At 52.7% G+C, this 22762-nt stretch carries 16 protein-coding genes and 2 CRISPR repeat arrays (1 of these 18 only partly in view); of the genes, 7 read left to right on the forward strand and 9 right to left on the reverse strand.

The window, feature by feature from the left end:
• Position 1: 1 nt before the first annotated feature.
• The 3 genes from lolA to lrp all read right to left on the reverse strand — a co-directional run bounded on the left by lolA (position 2) and on the right by lrp (position 5052).
• Entirely contained in the window at positions 2-613 is a 612-nt protein-coding gene (gene lolA, locus WB237_RS09425) for an outer membrane lipoprotein chaperone LolA (protein ID WP_114978538.1), read from the reverse strand.
• Between the two features lie 128 nt (positions 614-741).
• Positions 742-4422: a DNA translocase FtsK 4TM domain-containing protein gene (locus WB237_RS09430; RefSeq protein ID WP_336212520.1), complete on the reverse strand. Its 3681-nt coding sequence runs from the start codon at positions 4420-4422 to the stop codon at positions 742-744.
• A 135-nt stretch (positions 4423-4557) separates the two neighbouring features.
• Positions 4558-5052, reverse strand: coding sequence for a leucine-responsive transcriptional regulator Lrp (gene lrp / locus WB237_RS09435; protein ID WP_000228469.1), 495 nt, complete (start codon positions 5050-5052; stop codon positions 4558-4560).
• A 544-nt stretch (positions 5053-5596) separates the two neighbouring features.
• Between lrp and trxB the strand changes: the two genes are divergently transcribed.
• The 7 genes from trxB (at position 5597) to WB237_RS09470 (ending at position 13969) form a co-directional block, all read left to right on the forward strand.
• A complete protein-coding gene (gene trxB / locus WB237_RS09440; protein ID WP_049005462.1) occupies positions 5597-6565 on the forward strand; it encodes a thioredoxin-disulfide reductase in 969 nt (322 codons plus the stop codon).
• Between the two features lie 114 nt (positions 6566-6679).
• Positions 6680-8446: a heme ABC transporter permease/ATP-binding protein CydD gene (cydD, locus tag WB237_RS09445; protein WP_336212523.1), complete on the forward strand. Its 1767-nt coding sequence runs from the start codon at positions 6680-6682 to the stop codon at positions 8444-8446.
• Positions 8446-10167 (forward strand): heme ABC transporter ATP-binding protein/permease CydC, encoded by a 1722-nt coding sequence (gene cydC / locus WB237_RS09450; RefSeq protein ID WP_336212525.1) that lies wholly within the window; start codon positions 8446-8448, stop codon positions 10165-10167. The genes cydD and cydC overlap by 1 nt, the downstream gene beginning before the upstream one ends.
• A 46-nt stretch (positions 10168-10213) precedes the next feature.
• Entirely contained in the window at positions 10214-10918 is a 705-nt protein-coding gene (gene aat / locus WB237_RS09455) for a leucyl/phenylalanyl-tRNA--protein transferase (RefSeq protein WP_336212527.1), read from the forward strand.
• Between the two features lie 284 nt (positions 10919-11202).
• Positions 11203-11421 carry a translation initiation factor IF-1 gene (gene infA, locus WB237_RS09460; RefSeq protein WP_002211347.1) on the forward strand — a complete coding sequence of 73 codons (219 nt, stop codon included), beginning with the start codon at positions 11203-11205 and terminating at the stop codon, positions 11419-11421.
• A 228-nt stretch (positions 11422-11649) separates the two neighbouring features.
• A CRISPR array of direct repeats spans positions 11650-12819; the repeat unit is 28 nt; unit sequence TTTCTAAGCTGCCTGTACGGCAGTGCAC.
• Positions 12820-13055: 236 nt separating this feature from the next.
• Entirely contained in the window at positions 13056-13499 is a 444-nt protein-coding gene (gene parS / locus WB237_RS09465; RefSeq protein WP_129996317.1) for a type II RES/Xre toxin-antitoxin system antitoxin, read from the forward strand.
• Entirely contained in the window at positions 13496-13969 is a 474-nt protein-coding gene (locus WB237_RS09470) for an RES family NAD+ phosphorylase (RefSeq protein WP_336212528.1), read from the forward strand. The genes parS and WB237_RS09470 overlap by 4 nt, the downstream gene beginning before the upstream one ends.
• Before the next feature lie 22 nt (positions 13970-13991).
• Here the strand turns inward: WB237_RS09470 and cas6f are convergent, their stop codons facing one another.
• From cas6f to cas1f, 6 genes are read right to left on the reverse strand one after another with little or no spacing between them, the layout of a single operon-like run.
• Positions 13992-14546: a type I-F CRISPR-associated endoribonuclease Cas6/Csy4 gene (cas6f, locus tag WB237_RS09475; protein ID WP_336212529.1), complete on the reverse strand. Its 555-nt coding sequence runs from the start codon at positions 14544-14546 to the stop codon at positions 13992-13994.
• 9 nt (positions 14547-14555) lie between these two features.
• Positions 14556-15554 carry a type I-F CRISPR-associated protein Csy3 gene (gene csy3, locus WB237_RS09480; RefSeq protein WP_336212530.1) on the reverse strand — a complete coding sequence of 333 codons (999 nt, stop codon included), beginning with the start codon at positions 15552-15554 and terminating at the stop codon, positions 14556-14558.
• A gap of 13 nt (positions 15555-15567) precedes the next feature.
• The gene (gene csy2 / locus WB237_RS09485; protein ID WP_336212531.1) at positions 15568-16503 is read right to left on the reverse strand and encodes a type I-F CRISPR-associated protein Csy2; all 936 of its coding nucleotides are present in this window, start codon (positions 16501-16503) and stop codon (positions 15568-15570) included.
• Positions 16500-17810, reverse strand: a complete 1311-nt coding sequence (gene csy1, locus WB237_RS09490; RefSeq protein ID WP_336212532.1) for a type I-F CRISPR-associated protein Csy1 — start codon at positions 17808-17810, stop codon at positions 16500-16502. Before csy1 ends, csy2 begins: the two co-directional genes overlap by 4 nt.
• A 16-nt stretch (positions 17811-17826) precedes the next feature.
• Positions 17827-21057 carry a type I-F CRISPR-associated helicase Cas3f gene (cas3f, locus tag WB237_RS09495; RefSeq protein WP_336212535.1) on the reverse strand — a complete coding sequence of 1077 codons (3231 nt, stop codon included), beginning with the start codon at positions 21055-21057 and terminating at the stop codon, positions 17827-17829.
• Complete coding sequence (gene cas1f / locus WB237_RS09500; RefSeq protein WP_336212537.1) at positions 21054-22037, reverse strand: type I-F CRISPR-associated endonuclease Cas1f; 984 nt, start codon at positions 22035-22037, stop codon at positions 21054-21056. The genes cas3f and cas1f overlap by 4 nt, the downstream gene beginning before the upstream one ends.
• A 296-nt stretch (positions 22038-22333) precedes the next feature.
• A CRISPR array of direct repeats spans positions 22334-22762; the repeat unit is 28 nt; unit sequence TTTCTAAGCTGCCTGTACGGCAGTGAAC; it runs 19 nt beyond the window's last position.

The raw sequence follows: 22762 nt of genomic DNA on the forward strand, positions 1-22762 counted from the left end.
CTTACTTACGTTGGTCATCCACCGTTACGCCCTTCGGCGGGGTAAAGGTGAATTTCGATGCGTCAACAGCGCCATTCTGCTGTGACTTAAGCTGATAGCTGCTGCGCTGATCGTCCTGCTCAACCGCACCGAACTGATTGATAGTGCCGTTAGTGCTTACGTTAATAGTGAACTGCTTCAGGTTGCCATTAGTGCCTTTCGGTGTCAGGACAAACTCATCACCATTCTGTTTAATATTGTACTGCTGCCAGTCACTGGACTGGTTGCGGGCAATCAGCATGAAAGGCGTATTGCTGGTGGCATCTTTCAGCCAGGTCGCCGTTGCCTGCTCTACAAACGGGTTAAAGAACCATAAGGTTTTACCGTCAGACACCAGGATGCTTTCATCCGGCTGAGTCATATGCCAGTTAAACAGGTTCGGGCGTTTTACCCACAAATCCCCCTGACCTTCCTGCACCGCGTTACCGCTGCCGTCTGTCACTTTTTGCGTGAAACTGGCGTGGAAGCTGCTTACTTTATCCAGTCGGCTTTTAAGGTCGCTGGCTGCATCAGCCCAGACGCTGCTGGCGACAAAACTGGTCAGTAATGCACAGGCGATGGCGATTTTTTTCATTGTTATTCCTTAAAATACGTCTTCCCGAAATGGGGTTTCCGTCTTCTATTCTGAACCTGCCCGAAGGCAGGCGACAGAAGAAAATGCTTAATTTTTCCTGATTTACCCTTCTTTGCAATCGCTGAAGGTTAATCAAAAGGCGGCGGAGCAAGCACCTCACGGTTACCGTTATGCCCCTGCTCGCTCACAATGCCCTGCGCTTCCATCTGCTCGATGATACGCGCCGCGCGGTTATAACCGATACGGAACTGGCGCTGCACGCCAGAGATAGATGCTTTACGCTTTTCGGTGACAAAGTTAACCGCCTGATCGAATAAAGGATCCAGTTCTTCACCGCCATCAAAGCCACCGCCGCCACCTTCGCTTTCAGTGTCGCTAGTAATGCCATCGACATACTGCGGACGGCCGCGCGCTTTCCAGTCCTGCACTACGGCGTGCACTTCCTGGTCGCGAACAAATGCACCGTGAACACGCACCGGAGAGGTGGAGTTCGGACCGGAGTAAAGCATATCCCCCATACCCAGCAGCGATTCAGCGCCCCCCTGGTCGAGGATGGTACGTGAGTCAATTTTGCTTGATACGGTAAATGCAATACGCGTCGGGATGTTCGCTTTAATCAGACCTGTAATAACGTCCACTGAAGGGCGCTGGGTCGCCAGTACAAGATGAATACCCGCCGCACGCGCTTTCTGCGCCAGGCGCGCAATCAACTCTTCTACTTTCTTACCAACGGTCATCATCAGGTCGGCGAATTCATCGACCAGCACGACGATATAAGGCAGTTTTTCCAGCACCGGATGCTGAGCATCCATGCTGTCACCTGGTTTCCAGTACGGATCCGGGATCGGACGACCCATACGTGCCGCCTCAGCGATCTTCTCGTTATAACCAGCCAGGTTACGCACGCCCAGCGCAGACATCAGCTTGTAGCGACGCTCCATCTCATTGACGCTCCAGCGCAGGGCGTTGGCAGCGTCTTTCATATCGGTCACAACTTCGGTCAGCAGATGCGGAATGCCTTCGTAGACTGACAGTTCGAGCATTTTCGGGTCGATCATGATGAAACGCACATCTTCCGGCTGCGCTTTATAGAGCATGCTGAGGATCATGGCGTTCACACCGACGGACTTACCTGAACCGGTGGTACCCGCTACCAGCAGGTGAGGCATTTTCGCGAGATCTGCCACCACCGGATCGCCAGCGATATCCTTGCCCAGCACCACGGTCAGCGGGGATGGGTTATCGCGGAACTTGGTATTATCCAGTACTTCACGCAGGTAAACGGTCTGACGTTTTTTGTTCGGCAGCTCAAGACCAACGTACGGTTTGCCCGGAATAACTTCCACCACACGCACCGCAACAGTGGACAGCGAACGCGCCAGGTCACGGGACAGGTTAGAAATACGCGCAGCTTTTACACCCGGCGCCAGATTCAGTTCAAAACGGGTGATAACAGGACCCGGCGAGTAGTTCACCACGTCTGCCTTGATGCGGAAGTCTGCCAGACGTGCTTCCACCAGACGAGCCATCTGCTCCAGAGCAAATGTATCAACCGGCTCGACTTCAGCCGGAGGCGGCGTCAGCAGATCCAGTGACGGCAGCGGCGTACTCGGACGCTGCAGCGGACGGCTGTCACCGTTACGCATCAGCAGCGGGTGAATCAGGCTCTCCTGCGGCTGTGGCGCTGCCTGCTGGAACTGCGGCGGCTGTTGTTGTGGCTGCAGCGGTTGCGCATACGGATGCTGAACAGGTTGCTGCGGCTGCGCGTATGCCGGTGGTGTTTGCTGGCGCACAGGCTCTGCTTCCGGCATCACGCTCGGGGTGAACAGAGGCTCACTCGGGCCATCATCCACCAGATCTTTCATCGGCGAGAACTCGAAATCTGACAATGAGAACGGGTTCGCGCCAGCAGGCTGTTCACCGGAGTAACGCTGTTGCTGCGTTGCCGCAAACTGACGCGCTAATTCGGCTTCTGCCGCGTCATCTTCATCTTCCAGCATCGGTTCATCGTGCTGATAGTCTTCACCGTAGCGTTGATTCTGTTGCGCTGCAAACTGGCGGGCCAGTTCGTCCTGCTGCATTTCATCGGCGTCATCTTCGTACTCTGGTTCGCGCGCTTTTTCCTCAGCCATGCGCTGGGAAGGTAGCTTGATACCGTAAGAGGCAAGCTCACGACGAGTGGGAACGCGGACGCGGTTAGGGCGAGGCAATTGTGGGCCAATCCCCTCTTTTACCTGAGGACGTGGTGCGCCACCTGTTGCCAGACTAAAGACAGGCGCAGCCACTGCTGCCGCCGCCGTAGCCTGCTTAACGCTTTCCGCTACAGGTGCAACAGCAGGCGTCGGGTCGACCGGTGGAACCGAAACTGAAGGTGCCTTCGTAACTGGCTCCTGCACCGGTTCAGGCACAGGCTGATACCAGGCTGCCAGTTGCTCGCGTTCACGAGCCCGGCGTTCTTCCACCTCTTCAAAATAGTACATTGGTGGACGAGATGGCTTAACCTCTTCCACTACTTCAGGTTCAGGCTGTGGCGCTACATAAGGCTGCGCAGGTTCAACCGGTTCAGGTACATACTCCTGATACGGCTGGGCCACAGGCTGTTCATATTGCTGCGGTTCATATTCAGGTTGCGGCGGCTGATAAGGTTGTTGCCACTGCTCCTGCTGTACAGAGATGTAGCTTTCTGGTTCAGGCGCGACTACGGGCTCCGGCGTGTGAACACCCGGCGCGGTCTGCCACGCAACCTGAGGCTGCTGAATAACGGATTCCGGTGGTGGAACCGGCGCGGATGGCATCACGGCGTCGACAGGCGCGGCATACGCCTGCGCAGCGGTCGTTGCTGCTGCGGCTGCGGCAACCGGTGCGGTAACGGTTTGGCCATTTAGCAACGGATCGTATTCGTCAAAGTCACCCGGCGTGGCACGGCTACCGGAGAAAAGCACATCATCAGGATCGACGGCGTTACCTGCTGCGCGATACTCAACCTGCTCGTCTTCATCCATACGCTTTCCGGAGAAGAGCGCGGCATCGGTTTTGCGTCCAAGTGGGTTGGCAAATTTCTCAGCTACACGCTGACGACGCGCCAGGGCGCCGCGCAAAATACGCGCACGACGAGATTCACGACGCTGTACAGGTGCATCGTATTCCTCTTCATCTTCGTACTCGTCTTCATCCACCCACGTATCGTCGCGACGGGTACGGTTGCTGGCAAAGGTCAGGATCGTGAGGATAAAGCTGCCGATCTTCTCGGCGATGCTCACCCATGACCAGCCAGTAAACAATGTTAACCCAGCCGCCCAGATGCACAGCAGCGCCAGCGTGCCGCCGCTACTGTGGAGCATCGGTTGCAGTGCAGAACTCAACAAACTGCCGATCACTCCGCCAGAGGCAAAGTACCAGATATCATCGGCATTAATAGCCGCCAGACCACATGAGGTCAGGATCAGCGCCAGCGCGCCAATCAGGCGCAGCGAAACCGCGAAATAGTCGATGTAATCATCGTTCTGACGATGACGCCACGCAAACCAGCATCCGCCAATGATAATGACGGGAAGGGTGTAGGCCATCACACCGAAAATGAAAAACAGCGTGTCCGCAAGCCAGGCACCGGGGACACCGCCTAAATTATGGATAGGCTCATGCCATGCAGTTTGTGACCAGCTGGGATCTGAGGGGTTGAAACTGAGTAAGGCTGCCATCAGCCAGACGGCAAAAAGGGCAATAACAATCAGCAAAGCCTCGAGGAGACGACGTCCGCTGCTTAGCTTCGATAGTGTGACTTCTTTGTCTTCAGTGTATTCCTGGCTCAAGAAAGGCTCTCCAGGTATCAGGCATATCCTGCCTGTTTGCTAAAACGGACAACAGCGCCGGGACTCCCCGGCACTGTTGCTGTATGGATTAACAGGAGTGTAATCAAACTACGCTGATTTTGCACCTGTTCCGTGTTAGCGCGTCTTAATAACCAGACGATTGCTCTGTTTGACCTCTTCCATTACCACATAAGTACGGGTGTCGTTCACGCCCGGCAGACGCAGCAGGGTCTCACCCAGCAGCTTACGGTAAGCGGACATATCAGGCACACGGGTTTTCAACAGGTAGTCGAAATCACCGGACACCAGGTGACACTCTTGAATTTCTTCAAGTTTTTGTACAGCGGCGTTAAATTGCTCAAACACATCCGGCGCACCACGATTCAGAGTAATCTCAACAAATACCAGAAGTGAGGCATCCAGATAATGCGGGTTCAGCAGAGCAGTATAGCCCTGAATGAAACCCTGTCTTTCCAGTCGGCGCACACGCTCAAGGCATGGCGTCGGGGAAAGTCCCACACGTTTTGAAAGCTCGACGTTGGAAATACGCCCATCCTTTTGCAATTCATTAAGAATGTTACGATCGATACGGTCGAGATCTTTGCCAGGGCGCTTCTTGCTATCTACCATTATTATTGTCTCTCTGTATTCCTTCCCTACTCCTGCCTGGACCCTGTGCACATCACTGTTCAGAGCCTGTACCCGTTAGTCATCACATCGCCTGGTTTTGTATTAGACGCGATGCGGATTCGGGTTCTGTTGGTAAGAAGACCGTTGCCCGAAGGCGGTCACCGACATCACGTATGGCGTCTGTCCACGCCATGCGTAGATTTCACTGACCCGGTAAAAATGGCATTTACGTGCATGCCTATGCGGCATACGGTTAACGCGGTTTTTTTTCTTCCTTGAATGTTTTCGCAAAAGCGCAGGGGATTGTCAAAGCAAAACATCGTTTTTTAGTACAACATGCCGGATATTCATTACGGCAGGGTATTAATCGTCATTTTATTGCCTTACAAACGACCGGTTTTCTGGAGAAAGCCTGATGTTATCGCGCGCCATTCATCGTCCGTGGCTATTACACAGATTGATATCAAAATTGCTGTGCTCTTTTTTTACGGCAACAAATTCCCTACAATCCAGCCAAATGTCTGCCAACAACAATGGGGATCTCATGGGCACGGCTAAACACAGTAAGCTGCTAATCCTTGGTTCTGGACCTGCGGGATATACCGCGGCGGTCTATGCTGCACGCGCTAACCTGCAACCAGTATTAATTACTGGCATGGAAAAAGGCGGTCAGCTGACCACCACCACCGAAGTGGAAAACTGGCCAGGCGACCCGCACGACCTGACCGGGCCGCTGCTGATGGAGCGTATGCACGAGCATGCCGCTAAATTCGAAACCGAAATTCTGTTCGACCACATCAATAAGGTCGATCTGCAGAACCGTCCGTTCCGCCTGACGGGTGACAGCGGCGAATACACCTGTGACGCGCTGATCATCGCCACCGGAGCCTCTGCCCGTTACCTCGGTCTGCCATCCGAAGAAGCGTTCAAAGGCCGCGGCGTCTCTGCCTGCGCAACCTGCGACGGTTTCTTCTACCGCAATCAGAAAGTCGCGGTCATTGGCGGCGGTAACACCGCAGTGGAAGAAGCGCTCTACCTGGCGAACATTGCCTCTGAGGTGCATCTGATCCACCGTCGCGACACCTTCCGCGCAGAAAAAATCCTGATCAAACGTCTGATGGATAAAGTGGCAAGCGGCAACATCGTGCTGCACACCAATCGTACCCTGGAAGAGGTGACGGGCGATCAGATGGGTGTTGCGGGTCTGCGTATCCGTGATACCCAGAACACCGATAATGTTGAAACGCTGGAAGTGGCGGGTCTGTTTGTGGCTATCGGCCACAGCCCGAACACCGCGATCTTTGACGGTCAACTGGAGCTGGAAAACGGCTACATCAAAGTGCAGTCTGGTATTCACGGCAACGCGACCCAGACCAGCATCCCGGGCGTGTTCGCCGCTGGTGACGTGATGGACCATATTTATCGTCAGGCGATTACCTCTGCAGGCACCGGCTGTATGGCCGCGCTGGATGCAGAACGCTACCTCGATGGACTGGCTGAACAAGGTAAATAATCTTTACAAGTCAGTAACAAACGTAAATAAAGGCGGCGATAAGTCGCCTTTATTGTCTCACCGTTGTAACATTGCGCTGCCCAATTTCTAATAACGTCACCTGCAAAGTACGCAATGGAAAAAACCCGTCAACAAGAGTTAACACGCTGGCTGAAACAGCAAAGCGTTCTTTCCCGCCGCTGGCTTACGATCTCCCGTATTCTGGGGTTCGTCAGTGGTCTGTTGATTGTTGCCCAGGCATGGCTGCTGGCCCGCATTCTTAATCATATGATCATGGAGAACATTCCACGCGAAGCGCTCCTGCTGCCCTTTATTGTTCTGATCCTGATTTTTATCCTGCGCGCCTGGGTGGTGTGGCTGCGTGAGCGCGTCGGTTTTCACGCCGGACAGCATATCCGCTACGAGATCCGCCGTCAGGTGCTCGATCGCCTTCAGGAAGCCGGGCCCGCGTGGATCCAGGGTAAACCGGCCGGTAGCTGGGCGACGCTGATTCTTGAGCAGATTGACGATATGCACGACTACTATGCGCGCTACCTGCCGCAAATGGCTCTTGCCGTCTTTGTTCCGCTGCTTATTGTGCTCGCCATCTTCCCGGTGAACTGGATGGCCGCGCTGATTCTGATGGGCACCGCCCCGCTGATCCCGCTGTTTATGGCGCTGGTCGGCATGGGGGCTGCGGACGCTAACCGTCGTAACTTCCTGGCATTGGGTCGCTTAAGCGGCCATTTCCTCGACCGTCTGCGCGGCATGGAAACATTGCGCATTTTTGGCCGCGGTGAAGCGGAAACCGAAAACATTCGCCAGGCATCGCAGGACTTCCGTCAGCGCACTATGGAAGTGTTACGCCTCGCCTTCCTGTCCTCAGGCGTACTGGAATTCTTTACCTCCCTTTCGATTGCCCTCGTGGCGGTCTACTTCGGCTTCTCCTACCTCGGCGCGCTGGATTTTGGCCATTACGGCACGGCAGTGACCCTTTCTGCTGGGTTCCTGGCGCTGATCCTGGCCCCGGAGTTTTTCCAGCCGCTTCGCGATCTGGGGACCTTCTATCACGCTAAAGCACAGGCGGTTGGCGCTGCCGACAGCCTGAAAACATTCCTGGAAACGCCGCTGTCGCAGCCGGAACGGGGCGACGTGACACTGAATGCTAAAGATCCCGTGACCATTGAGGCGCAGGACTTTTCCATTCTGTCACCCGAAGGCAAAGTGCTCGCAGGTCCGCTGAACTTTACCTTACCTGCCGGACAACGCGTAGTGCTCGTCGGCACCAGCGGTTCCGGGAAAAGCTCTCTGCTGAATGCGCTATCCGGTTTTATGGCCTACACAGGTTCACTGCGGATCAACAAAACGGAACTGCGCAACCTCGATCCTGACGCCTGGCGTAAACAGCTCAGTTGGGTAGGCCAAAACCCGCAGCTTCCAGCCTCTACGCTGCGTGAAAACGTGCTGCTGGCGCGCCCGGATGCCCGAGAAGACGAACTGCAATCCGTCCTTGACCGCGCCTGGGTCAGCGAATTCCTGCCGCAACTTCCGCAAGGAGTTGATACCGTGGTCGGCGACCAGTCTGCCGGACTGTCGGTCGGACAGGCGCAGCGTGTGGCGGTTGCCCGTGCGCTGCTTAACCCATGCCAGTTGATGCTGCTTGATGAGCCCGCAGCCAGCCTGGATGCACACAGCGAACAGCGCGTAATGGATGCCCTGAATGACGCCTCTCTGCAGCAAACCACCCTGATGGTTACCCATCAGCTGGAAGGCATTGCCGACTGGGACCAGATCTGGGTCATGGAGAACGGCCGTATTGTTGAGCAAGGCGATTACGCCTCTCTCGTTACCGCGCAGGGACCGTTTGCCGCCCTGCTGGCGAATCGTCAGGAGGACATCTGATGCGAGCTCTGCTGCCTTATCTTGCGCTCTATAAACGCCACAAATGGATGCTGACACTGGGGATTGTGCTGGCGATTGTGACGCTGCTCGCCAGTATCGGCCTGCTCACCCTTTCCGGCTGGTTCCTGTCGGCCTCGGCCGTCGCGGGCTTTGCTGGTTTATACAGCTTCAACTATATGCTCCCAGCTGCCGGTGTTCGCGGTACCGCCATCACCCGTACTGCCGGCCGCTATTTCGAACGGCTGGTCAGCCACGACGCCACTTTCCGCGTGCTGCAACACCTGCGTATCTACACCTTCAGCAAACTACTGCCCCTCTCCCCTGCCGGGCTGGCGCGTTTTCGTCAGGGTGAGTTACTTAACCGTGTCGTAGCGGATGTCGACACGCTGGATCACCTGTACCTGCGCGTGATATCCCCGATCGTGGGCGCGTTTGTGGTGATCGTGGTGGTCACGCTGGGACTGTCCGTTCTGGATGTTCCCGTTGCGCTGACGCTGGGTGGGATCATGTTGCTCACGCTCATTATTTTGCCACCGCTGTTTTACCGCGCCGGGAAATCCACAGGGGAAAACCTGACGCGTCTGCGCGGAGATTACCGCCAGCAACTGACCTCCTGGCTTCAGGGGCAGGCCGAGTTGACCATTTTTGGTGCCAGCAAGCGCTACCGCGCGCAGATGGAAAGTACGGAGCTGAACTGGCATGAGGCCCAGCGCCGCCAGTCGGAACTGACGGCCTTCTCTCAGGCGCTGATGATGTTAATCGGCGGCGTGGCAGTAATCGCTATGCTATGGCTGGCATCCGGTGGTATCGGCGGTAATATGCAGCCAGGTCCGCTGATCGCCCTCTTCGTGTTCTGTGCTCTGGCCGCATTTGAAGCGCTGGCACCGGTGACAGGCGCTTTCCAGCATTTGGGACAGGTAATCGCCTCTGCCCTGCGCATCACCCAAATTGCCGAGCAAGAGCCTGAAGTCACGTTCAGTGCCGCGCAGACCACAGTGCCAGAGAACGTTGCGCTCACGCTTGATAATGTCACTTTCGCTTACGACAAGCAGGCGCAGAACGCACTGGAAAGTGTGAATCTCGCGGTAAACGCTGGCCAGCGCATTGCCATACTCGGCCGTACCGGCTGTGGCAAATCGACGCTGTTACAGTTGCTGACCCGCGCCTGGGACCCGCAACACGGTCAGATTCGTTTCAATGATACGTTGCTGACAGATTTCAGCGAACAGTCTCTGCGCAAAACTGTCAGCGTGGTTCCGCAGCGCGTGCATCTGTTTAGCGCCACACTGCGCGATAACCTGCTGCTGGCAGCACCAGAGGCCTCTGATGATGAACTGAGCGCCATGCTGGAACAGGTTGGACTGCATAAGTTGCTTGAAGATGCAGGGCTAAACAGCTGGCTGGGTGAAGGTGGCCGTCAACTCTCAGGTGGTGAGCTGCGCCGTCTGGCGATTGCCCGCGCGCTGCTGCACGATGCACCGCTGATGTTGCTCGACGAACCAACGGAAGGTCTGGACGCCACAACCGAGAGCCAAATACTTGATTTACTAGCCACTGTAATGACCGGTAAAACCGTTCTGATGGTCACGCACCGCCTGCGCGGACTGGCGAGTTTTGATCAGATAATTGTGATGGACAACGGACACATTATTGAGCAAGGTAGTCACACAGAACTGTTGGCGAAACAGGGTCGCTACTACCAGTTTAAACAGCGTCTGTAGACTATATTTGTACCGATCCTCACTCGCGTATTGGAGTTCTGCTGTCATGCGCCTGGTCCAGCTTTCTCGTCATAATATTGCGTTCCCTTCTCCGGAGGGGGCGCTACGTGAACCCAATGGGTTGCTGGCTCTTGGTGGCGATCTCAGTCCTGCACGACTATTGATGGCCTACCAGCGAGGTATTTTCCCTTGGTTTTCCCCCGGTGACCCGATTTTATGGTGGTCTCCCGATCCGCGTGCCGTGCTGTGGCCTGCGCAGTTTCACCTGAGCCGCAGTATGAAACGTTTCCACGCTAAATCACCTTATCGGGTGACCCTGAATCACGCCTTTGGTCAGGTGATTGAAGGCTGTGCTGAAGACCGCTATGAAGGGACATGGATAACCCGCGATATCATTACCGCCTACCACCAGCTCCATGAACTGGGTTACGCCCATTCCATCGAGGTGTGGGAAGGTGGTGAGCTTGTCGGCGGTATGTATGGTGTCGCACAAGGGACGCTTTTTTGCGGCGAATCCATGTTCTCCAGAGCGGTTAATGGCTCGAAAACCGCGTTGCTGGTCTTCTGTCAGGAGTTTTCCCAGCGCGGCGGACGTCTGATCGATTGTCAGGTTCTCAATGAGCACACAGCCTCCCTGGGAGCCGTTGAAATCCCGCGACGCCAGTATATCGAGCATCTGGATGCCAGCCGTCAGGAGAAGCTCCCGCGCGACTTCTGGATACCGAGAACGCTCTTTCTGCCCAATGCCTAAATGTTTTCCGCATATTTTTTGTGAGGGTGTTATAATTATGCCGCAGAGTAGCTTCTGCCTGTTGCCCCGCCGCCGTTTGGGACCCTCGCTTCAGATAACGTCCTGACGTTTATCCTGTCGTCTCCCCTTTACGAATGCGCTTCCTGTTCGGTTGTACCGTGACGCTTGGGCAATGCGCCGAAACTGTTTTGCTGCGTTTTAATCGCGCAATTCTTTACTTAATTGATGAATTTCGGCATTATCTTGCCGGTTCAAAACTTGGTAGTGATACCCCAGAGGATTAGATGGCCAAAGAAGACAATATTGAAATGCAGGGTACCGTACTTGATACGTTGCCTAATACCATGTTTCGCGTAGAGCTGGAAAACGGTCACGTGGTAACTGCGCACATCTCCGGTAAAATGCGCAAAAACTACATCCGCATTTTGACGGGCGACAAAGTGACTGTTGAACTGACCCCGTACGACCTGAGCAAAGGCCGCATTGTCTTCCGTAGTCGCTAATTGTTTTCGCCTGTAATGGCAGATGAATATTAAATAAGGCCGGGTTTTTCCCGGCCTTATTTTTTTGTGGGGTAGTTGATTATTTGAACAATTATTTGGGCTTTGTTTCTGCTTCAAGGCTGTCTGTTCGATAGTGCAAAGAGTAAGGGGGAGACCTTATTTTCTATTTTGCTAAGCTGCATGTGCAGCAGTGAGCTTTCTCCTGTGATGATGGTTGTCCATCACTCTTCTCTAAGCTGCTTGTACGGCAGTGCACTACAGTTTCATACTGTTATGGTGATAGCTTTCTTTCTAAGCTGCCTGTACGGCAGTGCACGTCATTCCTTCGGTTCGTGTTCGCTTCCTGCTTTTCTAAGCTGCCTGTACGGCAGTGCACTCAACGAACCCGGCATATCAGGCTATCGAACATTTCTAAGCTGCCTGTACGGCAGTGCACATTCATTGCTGATATATACCTGACAATAACTATTTCTAAGCTGCCTGTACGGCAGTGCACTCGCAACTAGCGCGTGAAATCGGCCAATCCCATTTCTAAGCTGCCTGTACGGCAGTGCACATAAGCTTCATGAACCATCCTGGTTGCCCACTTTTCTAAGCTGCCTGTACGGCAGTGCACAGCGCACCGGCGAATATGAGACGGTGCCGGAATTTCTAAGCTGCCTGTACGGCAGTGCACTCACAGCGGCTAGCACTGAACCGCAGCACGACTTTCTAAGCTGCCTGTACGGCAGTGCACGCGCTCGACTGACCCTCAGTCTCTTGATGTCTTTTCTAAGCTGCCTGTACGGCAGTGCACAGGCATTGCAGCTGCAAAATCAATGGGTGCAATTTCTAAGCTGCCTGTACGGCAGTGCACGGCCGGGTGGAGCCGCGAAAAGCAATTTGATGATTTCTAAGCTGCCTGTACGGCAGTGCACGGCCGGGTGGAGCCGCGAAAAGCAATTTGATGATTTCTAAGCTGCCTGTACGGCAGTGCACGCGCTGTTCAGCGTGGCACCGACAGTGGTTCATTTCTAAGCTGCCTGTACGGCAGTGCACGCTGACGCAACTGATCAATCCAGCCGTAAGCATTTCTAAGCTGCCTGTACGGCAGTGCACATATCATCATCGTTATGAACGGCCAGCGCTTTTTTCTAAGCTGCCTGTACGGCAGTGCACGGTTTTGCGAATCCACGTCAGCATTTCTTCCTTTTCTAAGCTGCCTGTACGGCAGTGCACGAAGAGCGTTATTTTAATGCTAATTGCTATCCTTTCTAAGCTGCCTGTACGGCAGTGCACGAGAGGAGCAAGTGCTTTGCGCAGCCGCTTGATTTCTAAGCTGCCTGTACGGCAGTGCACCATGTCATCTAACAGACCCGGTATTGGTGCCTTTTCTAAGCTGCCTGTACGGCAGTGCACTGGAATAATATCCCAATACCATTATGATTTTCATACAAAAAAAATCTAAAAAACCTTCTCTTACCCTTTTTTTACCCCACCAAAATTATCCATTTAAAATCAATGCATTACAAGCACACTAAAAATAAAGGTCAAATGCCGCTCTTCTTTTCCCCCTGCAAACAAAACACTCATTTTACTCCTCCAGACAAATGGCTATACTTAACCATGACAAATGACATTACTCAGGAGTTAACATGAGAACATGGATCCCCGCACAGAAACCTGCTGATAACGCACTTTGGCGCTACGCCGGTTTACCTGCAAACAGAGGTATGCGGCTGGTTGAATATCTCAATCAGGGGTTACCCGTCAGCGTTATCGACAATATCCATGAATGGACGGCAATGTCGAAAGCGGACATTCTCCGTGTCACAGGAATTAACGAGCGTAATGTTGCCCGCCGCAAAAGCACAGGTCGTACGCTGACGCCCGATGAGAGCGAGCGTGTGGCACGCTTCGTTCGGGTGCTGGATGCAGCGGTTGATTATTTTGGTAGTAAAGAAGAGGCATGGAACTGGCTGCAAACTCCTGTGCGTGGGCTTGGGAATGTTGCGCCTGTCGACCTGATTGCCACCGAAACCGGTGCACTGGAAGTCACCGATTTAATTGGTCGCCTGGAACACGGAGTGTTTGCATGATTTTTTATCGGCTGGTGACGGGGCGTTATGCCAGCGAAGCGTGGAGTGGAAGTGGTGCAAACCAGTATGGTGGTCGCTGGAATCATAAAGGACACCCTGCCGTGTATGTGTCCACTTCCATTTCACTGGCATCCCTGGAAATCCTGGTGCACGTTAAAAAAGATACCGTGCTGAATCAATACCAGCTTTTCAGCATTAATATCCCGGATGACCAGATTGATTACCTGGATAAAACGTGGCTACCCACAGACTGGCAGGAAAACCCAGCACCGGTGTCAACGATGGATCTGGGAACCGGTTGGTTACAGGCTAACAGTGCCCTCGCACTCATTTTACCTTCCTGCATCATTCCTTTTGAAAACAATGCTATAATTAACCCCTTACACCCTGAGTTCCACAAGACACTCAATTCTGTCCAGCAGCTTCCTTTTATTTTTGATACCCGTCTTGCAGAGAAAACCGCACCCTAAATGCTGATGCGGCCAGGGTTTATCAGAACCAGGGAACAGTCGCTGTCGAACTTAGCCCATAGCTCGTAAACGTCCCTGCGGCAGGGGCAGAGAGTAAATCGCCATGATGGATAAAGAGCCTGAACGACTGGCCTGTTGAAAGGCTACGCAAATTAAGCCAGGGTAAATCAGTTCTCGCCTCCTGCATCGTCAAAAGACGTTGTTGTGCCTCCATTTCCGTTAACCATCCTTTTTTCACCGAACGCCGCATCAGTCGCTGTGCGCTGCTTTTAACCTGAACACGACTCACGCAGCGCCATTGGTTGACAGCAGGAACGGATTTTATTCCCAACGTCGTGCAGTAGTCGCTCAATCCTTTTCGCCATGCCAGCGATTCGAGTTCACATAATGACGGGTGATTACCGTGCAAACGTAATACCGGGCCAAGCTTAATGGTATGAGCAGGGAAACTAATACCAATATCTCCCAGCCCTCTTTGCCCCAGCGCTCGATGCAGCTTAGCAACCAGCGCAGCCATCAGCATCTCTTCGCTGAACTCAGGATCGGGCAGGACGCGGATCTCAATGTAGTGATCCATTACGACTCCTTACTCACTCTTCTCACCGAAAACGCCGCCGCGGATCAGGACAGCCATCACGTAATGTTGCTGCTCGACATTCGGCTTTTGACCTTTCGTGACCCAATTATCCAGCAAGGTGTAGAAATCCATTTTCTCTTTCGGCTGACGACACGCCACACCACGACTGGTGACAGAGCCATACGGCTCAACCGCTATAGCCCCCAGTTCATCAACGTTGGGATGCCATGTGTCGATAGTACGAAGTGCATTACCGATTTTCTGTGAGTGCATCCCGGCAACACCATCCACCTGATACAGCAATCGGCTCTTACTGCTGTTGCTGTCGAGTACGAGTTCCTGCGACGGGAAAATCTCCTGTCCGGCCCCAAGTAGCACATGTGCTTCTACATTCAGCAGGACGAACCCTTCACCACTGAGTCCTTTTTCAATTTCCAAAGCCAGAGTATTGAGCTGCTCATCGTTGGCAGAAAAATCCCGTAGCGCGTAACCATAAGCATCAAATATCCATGACTTACTGCCCGTTACTTTTACGACAATTTTCTCGGCACCCACGCGGTTACGCCATAAAAAACGGCCATTTGCCAGGTTGGTTGCATAGCGGCGTGCCAGTTCGGAGAAACCGTGTTCACTGATATAACCGTCAATGACCTGCTGAAGTTCGTCCTGATAAGTTCGGTCATTACACACAGAAGGTGTCGACAGGTTTCCCAGCACACGCAGGGTAAATTTCACCTTCAGGGTATCCGCATCAGCAGGCAACGCCGCCACATCCACGCGCTGAAGGTTTGCTTTCTGGATCTCTGCATCAAGTTTTGCCGGATCGTTGATAAGCGCATTCTTAAGACGGTTAGAAATGGTGCCGCGAACCGCTTTTTCCTGAATACGTACAGGTTCCCAGTTCTTTTCCTCCCAATTTCCTGAATACATCACTGCATCAGAAGTTGCGAGTTTACGTTCAAATGCCAGTACAGATGCCGTTTTAACAGCAGTTGAAGTCTTTGCCATGGTTAAGTCCTTTTTAATCGAAATGTTCTGATGTCATTGGTGCGCCCGCGCCTTGACAGTAATAGCCCGTTTCTGTCGTACGATAACGCCAGAAAATCTCCTCAAGGGATTGAATTCGGTGTAAACCACACCATTCCCCCACGCCATATACCACCTCGGTAAACGCAAAGGGCGTTTCTGCATCGCGCGCGTTCGCCACGACGCCGGGTGCGTAGAGCTCAGAGATACGCTGGTAACCGGTCATTAATGGCACCAGATAACCGGGGTTCGGTTTGGGAACGACGTGCCAGTTAGCCGGTTCGCCTTCCTGTATATCGCCCTCCTCCGGTATTTCGGCCTGTATTTTTAACGCTGCAAAATCCAGCCAGGCATCAAGCAATGTGGCGTTAGGATCGTATTCAAGAAGCCTCTTATGATGCTCGCCCAGCCAGTCGCTGCGATCCCGCAAGGCAAAGCCCGGCATCAGTTGCCACTGTAATCGGCGCATCTCCTGACTGCAGGAAGGCATCGACATAACCGAAATATTTTGGATATCGACGATGATTCCCCCCGCCAGTCGGAGCGTAGGGCATACTTGAGACAAAAACTTGGCCAGGTCGCGCTGCCCATATTCACCGTTGGGGATTTCGCCGTGGCATTCCAGCAACAACGAAACGGTCAAATGCATACGCCCCTCTTCATTGAAGGAGGCCGTTTTCGCGTCACGCGTGAGAGGATTGCGGGTCAGCGCGAACTGATAATCTCGGCCAGAGGTATGTGCGTGGATCTGGTGCTCATGGCTCACGACTGCACAGCCATCGATTCGCAGCCCGTGCGTTTCCGTCAGCCTGCGAGACAGTGCATGGGAAAAACCCAGAAAATGGGTGATAGCGGGAAAACCGTACGTCAGTCCAGTAATGGCATTGGCGTTTTCCACTTTTATCCGGCGAAGCAGGATGAGTGAGCTCATTTCAGCACCTCCTGAATGATTTTTTCCATCTCGCGCAGGTTGGTGCGTAAGCGCTCACGGGTTTCCCATTCACGTTTTTCCACAGATCCTAAATCTTTCAGTGACTTGTTCAGGCGAGCATTCAGCCACAGGGCAAAATCCTTTGCCACAGCGTCCTGCCAGTCTTCTTTTTCACGTTCGATGCGAAAAGCTTCGTCCGTTTTGGCGCGCCAGGGATCGAGCCAAAGTTTTTGATGGAGTTTTAAGTCAGGGCTGTTCAGCGTCCAGCCTTGCCATGATTCGCATTGAAACTCAGATGCCACATCAAATAACAGGTCGATAAGTGTATTGATATATCCATCACGTGCTTCTCGAATGCGAAAATTAGTGTAATTACCGGTTCTCGTCAGCAAGGAAACAAGCAACTGGATCGTGCTTCTCGCACGTCGGTCAAACTGACTTCCCGACGTGAAAATCGAACGTAAATGAGTGGGTGGTTTTTCAGATCTTTTCCACTGTGGCGGCTGACAAGAAAGCAGCCAGATTCGGCCACCTCGAACACTGTTGAGATACGAAATGTTCTGTGGTTTAGTCCCACCAAAATGCATTTCCGCTGAATCAGAAAATAATGTCAGCGGAGTCGGGTGCCAGGTTTTCTCCCGGCGTGCTTCCCAGATGGCTTTAACATCATCGCCAAAACGCAGAGCAACCATTTTTTGATGCATGGCATGGGCAAGCGAAGTAGCAAATAGCGGGCTTAACAGGTGATAACTGTCACCTACAGGAAAATAGCCCTGTTTCGCCAGCTTGTGCGAAACGGGTTCTCCGGGGGTTAACGCCCGCGAAAATCCTGTCACCCACTCATTCAATTGATTAGCGTCGTCGGTAAAAGCGGCCAGCGTGCTGTGGTCGCCACGCTTCAGGCCTGCAAGCAAGGAATCACCATTATCAACGCGCGTCTGTAGCAATTTCGCCACATCCAGTGCAGCCGCATTACCCACGGCATCCGGTTCAAAACCAGACAACGCGGTGCTGCTGAGATACCCTTCCTTCGCCACTGCCTCGCTGTAAATACTGCTACTTTTTGAATCTCCGTGGGTAAATTTTGCCGCGTGGGTCACGAGGTTAATTTGCCCTGCTCGCTTCGCTGCATCTGTCAGCCATGCTTTAGGTTCGTAGCGACGTTCCACCTCACGGCGTTCTACCGCTAGCGTCGTGCTCTCTGCTTCGCTGCGCTTTGCTGCCTCTTTATCAAATGCTTCCAGCTTTGTTTGCCGTCGTCCGGCAATGTACTCCGCGATAAAATCGCTTAGTGCTTCAACTGACATACACGCTCCTGACTCTTTATCGATATTCCCTGAACACACCCAATACCGGGTGATACAGCCATTGCTCGGTCTCCTCCCCCCTGCTAACTCTCAATGTGATTTCGCCATATCGTCGTGACACGGCGGTGAGTTCCATCTGCTTCGTCTCGGCCAGCGCCTGTAATACCTCGGCATAATCAATCGCAAACCACGCTTCTACGCCATCAGCCATGGATAACTGCTGCTCACAAAACTGCCCCGCAGGTTTTAGCCCCCCATCTTCCTGCATCAGGCAAAACTCGGGGTTATCGTCCTCCTCTTCCATATGTAAAAAGAAAGATTCCTGGGGTGATGAGCGGCGAAAGGGCGTCCGCCGCTGAAGTTCGCCGTTCCACGTCAGCGGCAAGCGCCACCACGAGGCGGCAACCACGTCTGACTTATTCCCGTCGTCCAGTAGTGCGGCACGCAACCGTGTGTGCTCCAGCGTCGCCAGAGCATTACCCGGCAGAGACTCAGCAATACGCGGGATTGCATTCAGCGTGCGATACCCCTCTTCATTGAGCAATTTATGGAGAACATGGTAAGGCAACGGATGTTGCTCCGTTTCGAAACCCGGGCGGCAATAAGCCACTTTATTCCCACGCAGCGCCCGCACATTGCGATCCAGAATCACCATGTTTTCGAACTCGGGAACCTGCTGACGATGGCGCTGAATACGCCCGGCAAACTGGATAAGCGAACGCACTGAGCTCGGCTCGATGATCCCCCAGTCAGCATCAAAATCTCTCCCCACTTCCAGAACAGATGTCCCCAGCACAACAAAAAGATGGTGCTGTTCCTGTGATTTCAGCGCCTGTTGTACTTCTGATAGCTGCCAGACGTGTTCCGGGTCATGTCGTGTGAAAGCACTGTCCAGGCGTTTTTCGATCGCCGCACGCACAGCCAGCGGGTGCTGGCTGTGATAAACGCAATAATGGATGCGGTAATTTTCTGGTGAGGGTACTGCCATCAACATTTGTGCGACGGCAACCAGCGGGTTGATATTGGCCATACGAATCAGGCCAAAAGAGACGGTTTTGCCACTTTTGTGTGTTGTGTGATGTTGGCGATGGAGCTCAACCATCTGCTGGTGAAACGTCTCCGTTAGCGAGGAGACCACAGCGGCATTGCTGGTGGATTGCGGTAATACAGATGCCAGTTTTCCCAATCGAAGCCGTGGTTGATCGGGTAAACGTTTAACCCTCTTGCTCACAAATTCACCGTGCACCCGACGAAACTGGTTTTCATCAACCACTTCCTTCGACTGTGCACCGTATTCATCAAACCAGGCGCAACATATGCTCTGCGACCTGTCGGTGCTTCCACAAGCAGCCTGCCAGAGCTTTCGCCCTTCCCGATAGGCTTCAAACAGAGCTTCCGTTAGCGCTGGAGGTAACGTTGCCGATGAGAGAAGCACACGGGAGCCAAGCATTCCCGCCCAGTTCACCAGCCGGCACATAGCGTGCAAATCATCAACGTCAAAATCATCTGGCTCATCAAGCACCAGATCGCTGGTGAGTAAACGCAACATGGCGGGGATCTGCCTGCCCCCGCGTACACCTTCTGTCGCCGGCATCAGGTGATCGACAGTTGTTACCAGCACTGGCGCACTGACCAGCCGATTAAGCGTTGGTTCTTTCGCCAGCCATTGCTGCGCAATACCACTACTCGTCGCCCCTTCGTAATGCACATAATGATGGCTGGCGAAGAACGTCTCGTCGCTGGCGCTGCTGGTATCTTCAGCATCATTCCACTGGTACAGTTCTCTTACTGCCGCTGCACCGGTCACCACAGCCAGGGTGTCATCATCCAGCCCCAGGCGAGACTGAAGAGCCTGCCCTGTCTGTAGCGTCAGTGTACGTAACCCAAGCGCCACACTGAAACGACACCCTGCTTGCTCATCAGCCAGGGCATACATAATCCGGGCATTGGCAAAGGTTTTTCCGCATCCGGTCGAAGCCATATTGATTCCGAAGAAACCCTGCTCAATACTTTTTTCCCGCAGGCCGGCGGTAACATCCCACGCCTTGTTCTGCCAGTGAAAGCGCGGATCTTTCGCTCTTTCCCGAAACGTTTTATGTCGGGCGATAGCAGGCAACGAATGGCGTAAAGCCGGAAGAGAACGCCCCATTAACAGCGCCAGGTGCGCGACGCCAACGTTGTGCTCATCAAGTTTTTGATTGAGCTGTCCGGTCCGCCGATCGCTGTTGGCCCAGGTCTGAACAGCATCATCCTGCCAACCGGAATAAGCAGGTTGTGAAGAGTAAACGTGATCGGCCAGCATCAATGAAAGACGGGCGAGATGGATGGTGAAGAGATTATCCAGTGTTCCTGAATGAAGCAGTGTGGGCAGATTCCTGATGCGTTTGCCAATCTGTCGGGCTTTCTCACGCCAGGTTTTACTTTTCAGTGGGGTACCGTGGGGAAACTTCCAGACATTTTGTCTGTCACGTGATGTCCAGTGATGCTTTTCCTGTTTGTGATTAAGCGAGTTCCAGTCAGCATTCAGTTGCCGCTCAAGCCAGCCTTCACAGTACAGAAATGAAGGATTTTCCGGATGAGGCTGGGGCAAACGATGGTGTGATAACATCAGCCATGCCACCACTTTAGCGACGGGAGGTAATGTGCCGAGCGGGCTATCGCTCCAGTCCACCCTGTCCATCTTAAGTGCTTTCAACATGGCCTTTTCGTTTGCGGCATTAAGCTGTGTCAAAGATGTCAGCCATTGCTCATCACTTTGTTGCCCCACAAAGGCCTCGAACAGACGAACCGATATCCATTCATGGCGATACGGCTGGCAGACGTGCTTGCTCTCACCCTGTAGCGTCTGCTGGAAGCACATACCTGCTTTGCCAAAGTCATGAAATAGCCCGGCTATTGCTGCCAGCAAGGCAATACTTTCCGCACTGTGCCAGCGGTGCTCTGTCTCATTCCTGATGATTTGCAGGGTCGTTCGATTTGTAGGTACGCGCCCTTGCGCATTAAAACGACGCAGATTCCCGACAATCCACAAGAGCTCGGTTTGACCGTTTTTTTTCAGCCAATGACACGCTACGGCCGTATTACGACGTGCGGTTTTACGCAGCAATTTGCGTAGTGTGTTGACCCCTTCCATCGTGATCGTCGTTTGCCAGGTCGCGTCACCCGTACGTTCAGCAAACTGATCAATAACCTGACAACTTTTCTCACGCGCATTTTTGGTGCAACGGGAGATAATCAATACATTCATTTCGCATCCCCCGCCAGCGACTGCGAGGTTTCCTGCAATGTGGTGATCATCACGTCCAGTGCATCAGACTGCTGAAACGCATTAATGCACCTCTGACGAAACTGTTGATTGTCTTCACCTTCCATTGCTGCAATAAATGCCTGCGGCATAATCAAAGCATCTTTAATTAAATCGGCAATATCAAAGACCAACCCACCACGTCGTGTTTTACCATGCATGACTGCCAGACCATGCGGGATGCCCGTCACCCATGCTGCGACAGCCGCCAGCCCATAGGCCAGATAGTTACCCTGATCGAGAAAACGATTCGCAATATCCGCCCCGCCTCCCCGTTTGGCTCGGGTAAAACTACCGTAGCCCACGGTTTGGCTTGCCAACTTGTAGAGTGATTTCGTCAGTTGCGCTTCCTGGAGCATCAACGATCTATGATCATGAGCGTTTTCCATGCCTTGCCTGGCACGCTCGAGAATACTTTCCAGCGCGTCTTTATCAGGTTGAAAAGATACTTCCCGCCGCATCTTCAACCCACCCCACTGTCTTTCAATTTGCTGTAAACGAATAAATTGAAACTGCTTTGCCGCACGCAGACGTTTTTCTTCATCAAACCAAAATGAGACCCAGTTTTGTAAATATGCTGTCGGACGATATTCACTTTGTGGGCTGAACCACGAGACATCAATATCCACCTCGTTCGCGGAATAAAGCGGCGTGCCATCTGTTCCACAAAAACCAACCATCACACCTGCTCGTGCAAACTCCCGCATTGCCATTTGTGTAACGGAGGTGCCCATTCCCAACATTACCGCAGTCGTATTGGCGATCGGAATATTCCAGTAAAATGATTCCTTACCTTCCTGAGTGACATATTCAACACGCCCACCATTTACCTGAATGCGACATTTTTCCAGGTAATAAATGTTGGCACGTTTAGAATGAAGAATAGTTTTTAAATCTGTCGGCGTGATGTTGTTTACGGACATAGTAAGGGCTTTTATTTCAATGTATTGGATACGGAGTATGTTATCGAAGATGAGATGGGTAAAAATGTGATAACTATCAAATGAACACCAACTCCCGTAGTAATGAGATGGGAAATAACTCTCTTACTTGACACATTATTTTTACAAATAATATATGCATGGAAATATAATTCAGCGATGAATGCTTTATTTCATAATTATTGCGAATGCTTTTGGATGATTTATTTTAAATTTATGAAATGTGCTGCCTGTACGGCAGTGAACAAAACAGCCTGGGTAAACCAGATGAACAAGCATTTCTAAGCTGCCTGTACGGCAGTGAACAACACGACGTCAGCGCGTTTCTGCTTGCCCCTTTTCTAAGCTGCCTGTACGGCAGTGAACGTTATACTACAGCTAATACAAATAATTTATATTTTCTAAGCTGCCTGTACGGCAGTGAACCCAACATTTCCCGAAAAATTAAATGCGACATTTTTCTAAGCTGCCTGTACGGCAGTGAACCAGCAAATAAATATCCAGAAGTAAGCGGCGAATTTCTAAGCTGCCTGTACGGCAGTGAACGTTCTCAAGACAAACTCGATACGACCACTATTTTTCTAAGCTGCCTGTACGGCAGTGAACGCCGACACTAAAGTTGCGTTAGGTCAAGCTGATTTCTAAGCTGCCTGTACGGCAGTGAACTCATGAAGCACAGATGCATGACCACAATTGCTTTTCTAAGC

The sequence above is a fragment of the Enterobacter sp. P82 genome (genome assembly GCF_037053385.1).
In the GTDB taxonomy this organism is placed as follows: Bacteria; Pseudomonadota; Gammaproteobacteria; order Enterobacterales; family Enterobacteriaceae; genus Enterobacter.

Bases quoted from the DNA above. Each gene is read 5' to 3' on its own strand.
- lolA (WP_114978538.1), bottom strand. From the start codon at position 613: ATGAAAAAAATCGCCATCGCCTGTGCATTACTGACCAGTTTTGTCGCC.
- lrp (WP_000228469.1), bottom strand. From the start codon at position 5,052: ATGGTAGATAGCAAGAAGCGCCCTGGCAAAGATCTCGACCGTATCGAT.
- trxB (WP_049005462.1), top strand. From the start codon at position 5,597: ATGGGCACGGCTAAACACAGTAAGCTGCTAATCCTTGGTTCTGGACCT.
- cydD (WP_336212523.1), top strand. From the start codon at position 6,680: ATGGAAAAAACCCGTCAACAAGAGTTAACACGCTGGCTGAAACAGCAA.
- cydC (WP_336212525.1), top strand. From the start codon at position 8,446: ATGCGAGCTCTGCTGCCTTATCTTGCGCTCTATAAACGCCACAAATGG.
- aat (WP_336212527.1), top strand. From the start codon at position 10,214: ATGCGCCTGGTCCAGCTTTCTCGTCATAATATTGCGTTCCCTTCTCCG.
- infA (WP_002211347.1), top strand. From the start codon at position 11,203: ATGGCCAAAGAAGACAATATTGAAATGCAGGGTACCGTACTTGATACG.
- parS (WP_129996317.1), top strand. From the start codon at position 13,056: ATGAGAACATGGATCCCCGCACAGAAACCTGCTGATAACGCACTTTGG.
- WB237_RS09470 (WP_336212528.1), top strand. From the start codon at position 13,496: ATGATTTTTTATCGGCTGGTGACGGGGCGTTATGCCAGCGAAGCGTGG.
- cas6f (WP_336212529.1), bottom strand. From the start codon at position 14,546: ATGGATCACTACATTGAGATCCGCGTCCTGCCCGATCCTGAGTTCAGC.
- csy3 (WP_336212530.1), bottom strand. From the start codon at position 15,554: ATGGCAAAGACTTCAACTGCTGTTAAAACGGCATCTGTACTGGCATTT.
- csy2 (WP_336212531.1), bottom strand. From the start codon at position 16,503: ATGAGCTCACTCATCCTGCTTCGCCGGATAAAAGTGGAAAACGCCAAT.
- csy1 (WP_336212532.1), bottom strand. From the start codon at position 17,810: ATGTCAGTTGAAGCACTAAGCGATTTTATCGCGGAGTACATTGCCGGA.
- cas3f (WP_336212535.1), bottom strand. From the start codon at position 21,057: ATGAATGTATTGATTATCTCCCGTTGCACCAAAAATGCGCGTGAGAAA.
- cas1f (WP_336212537.1), bottom strand. From the start codon at position 22,037: ATGTCCGTAAACAACATCACGCCGACAGATTTAAAAACTATTCTTCAT.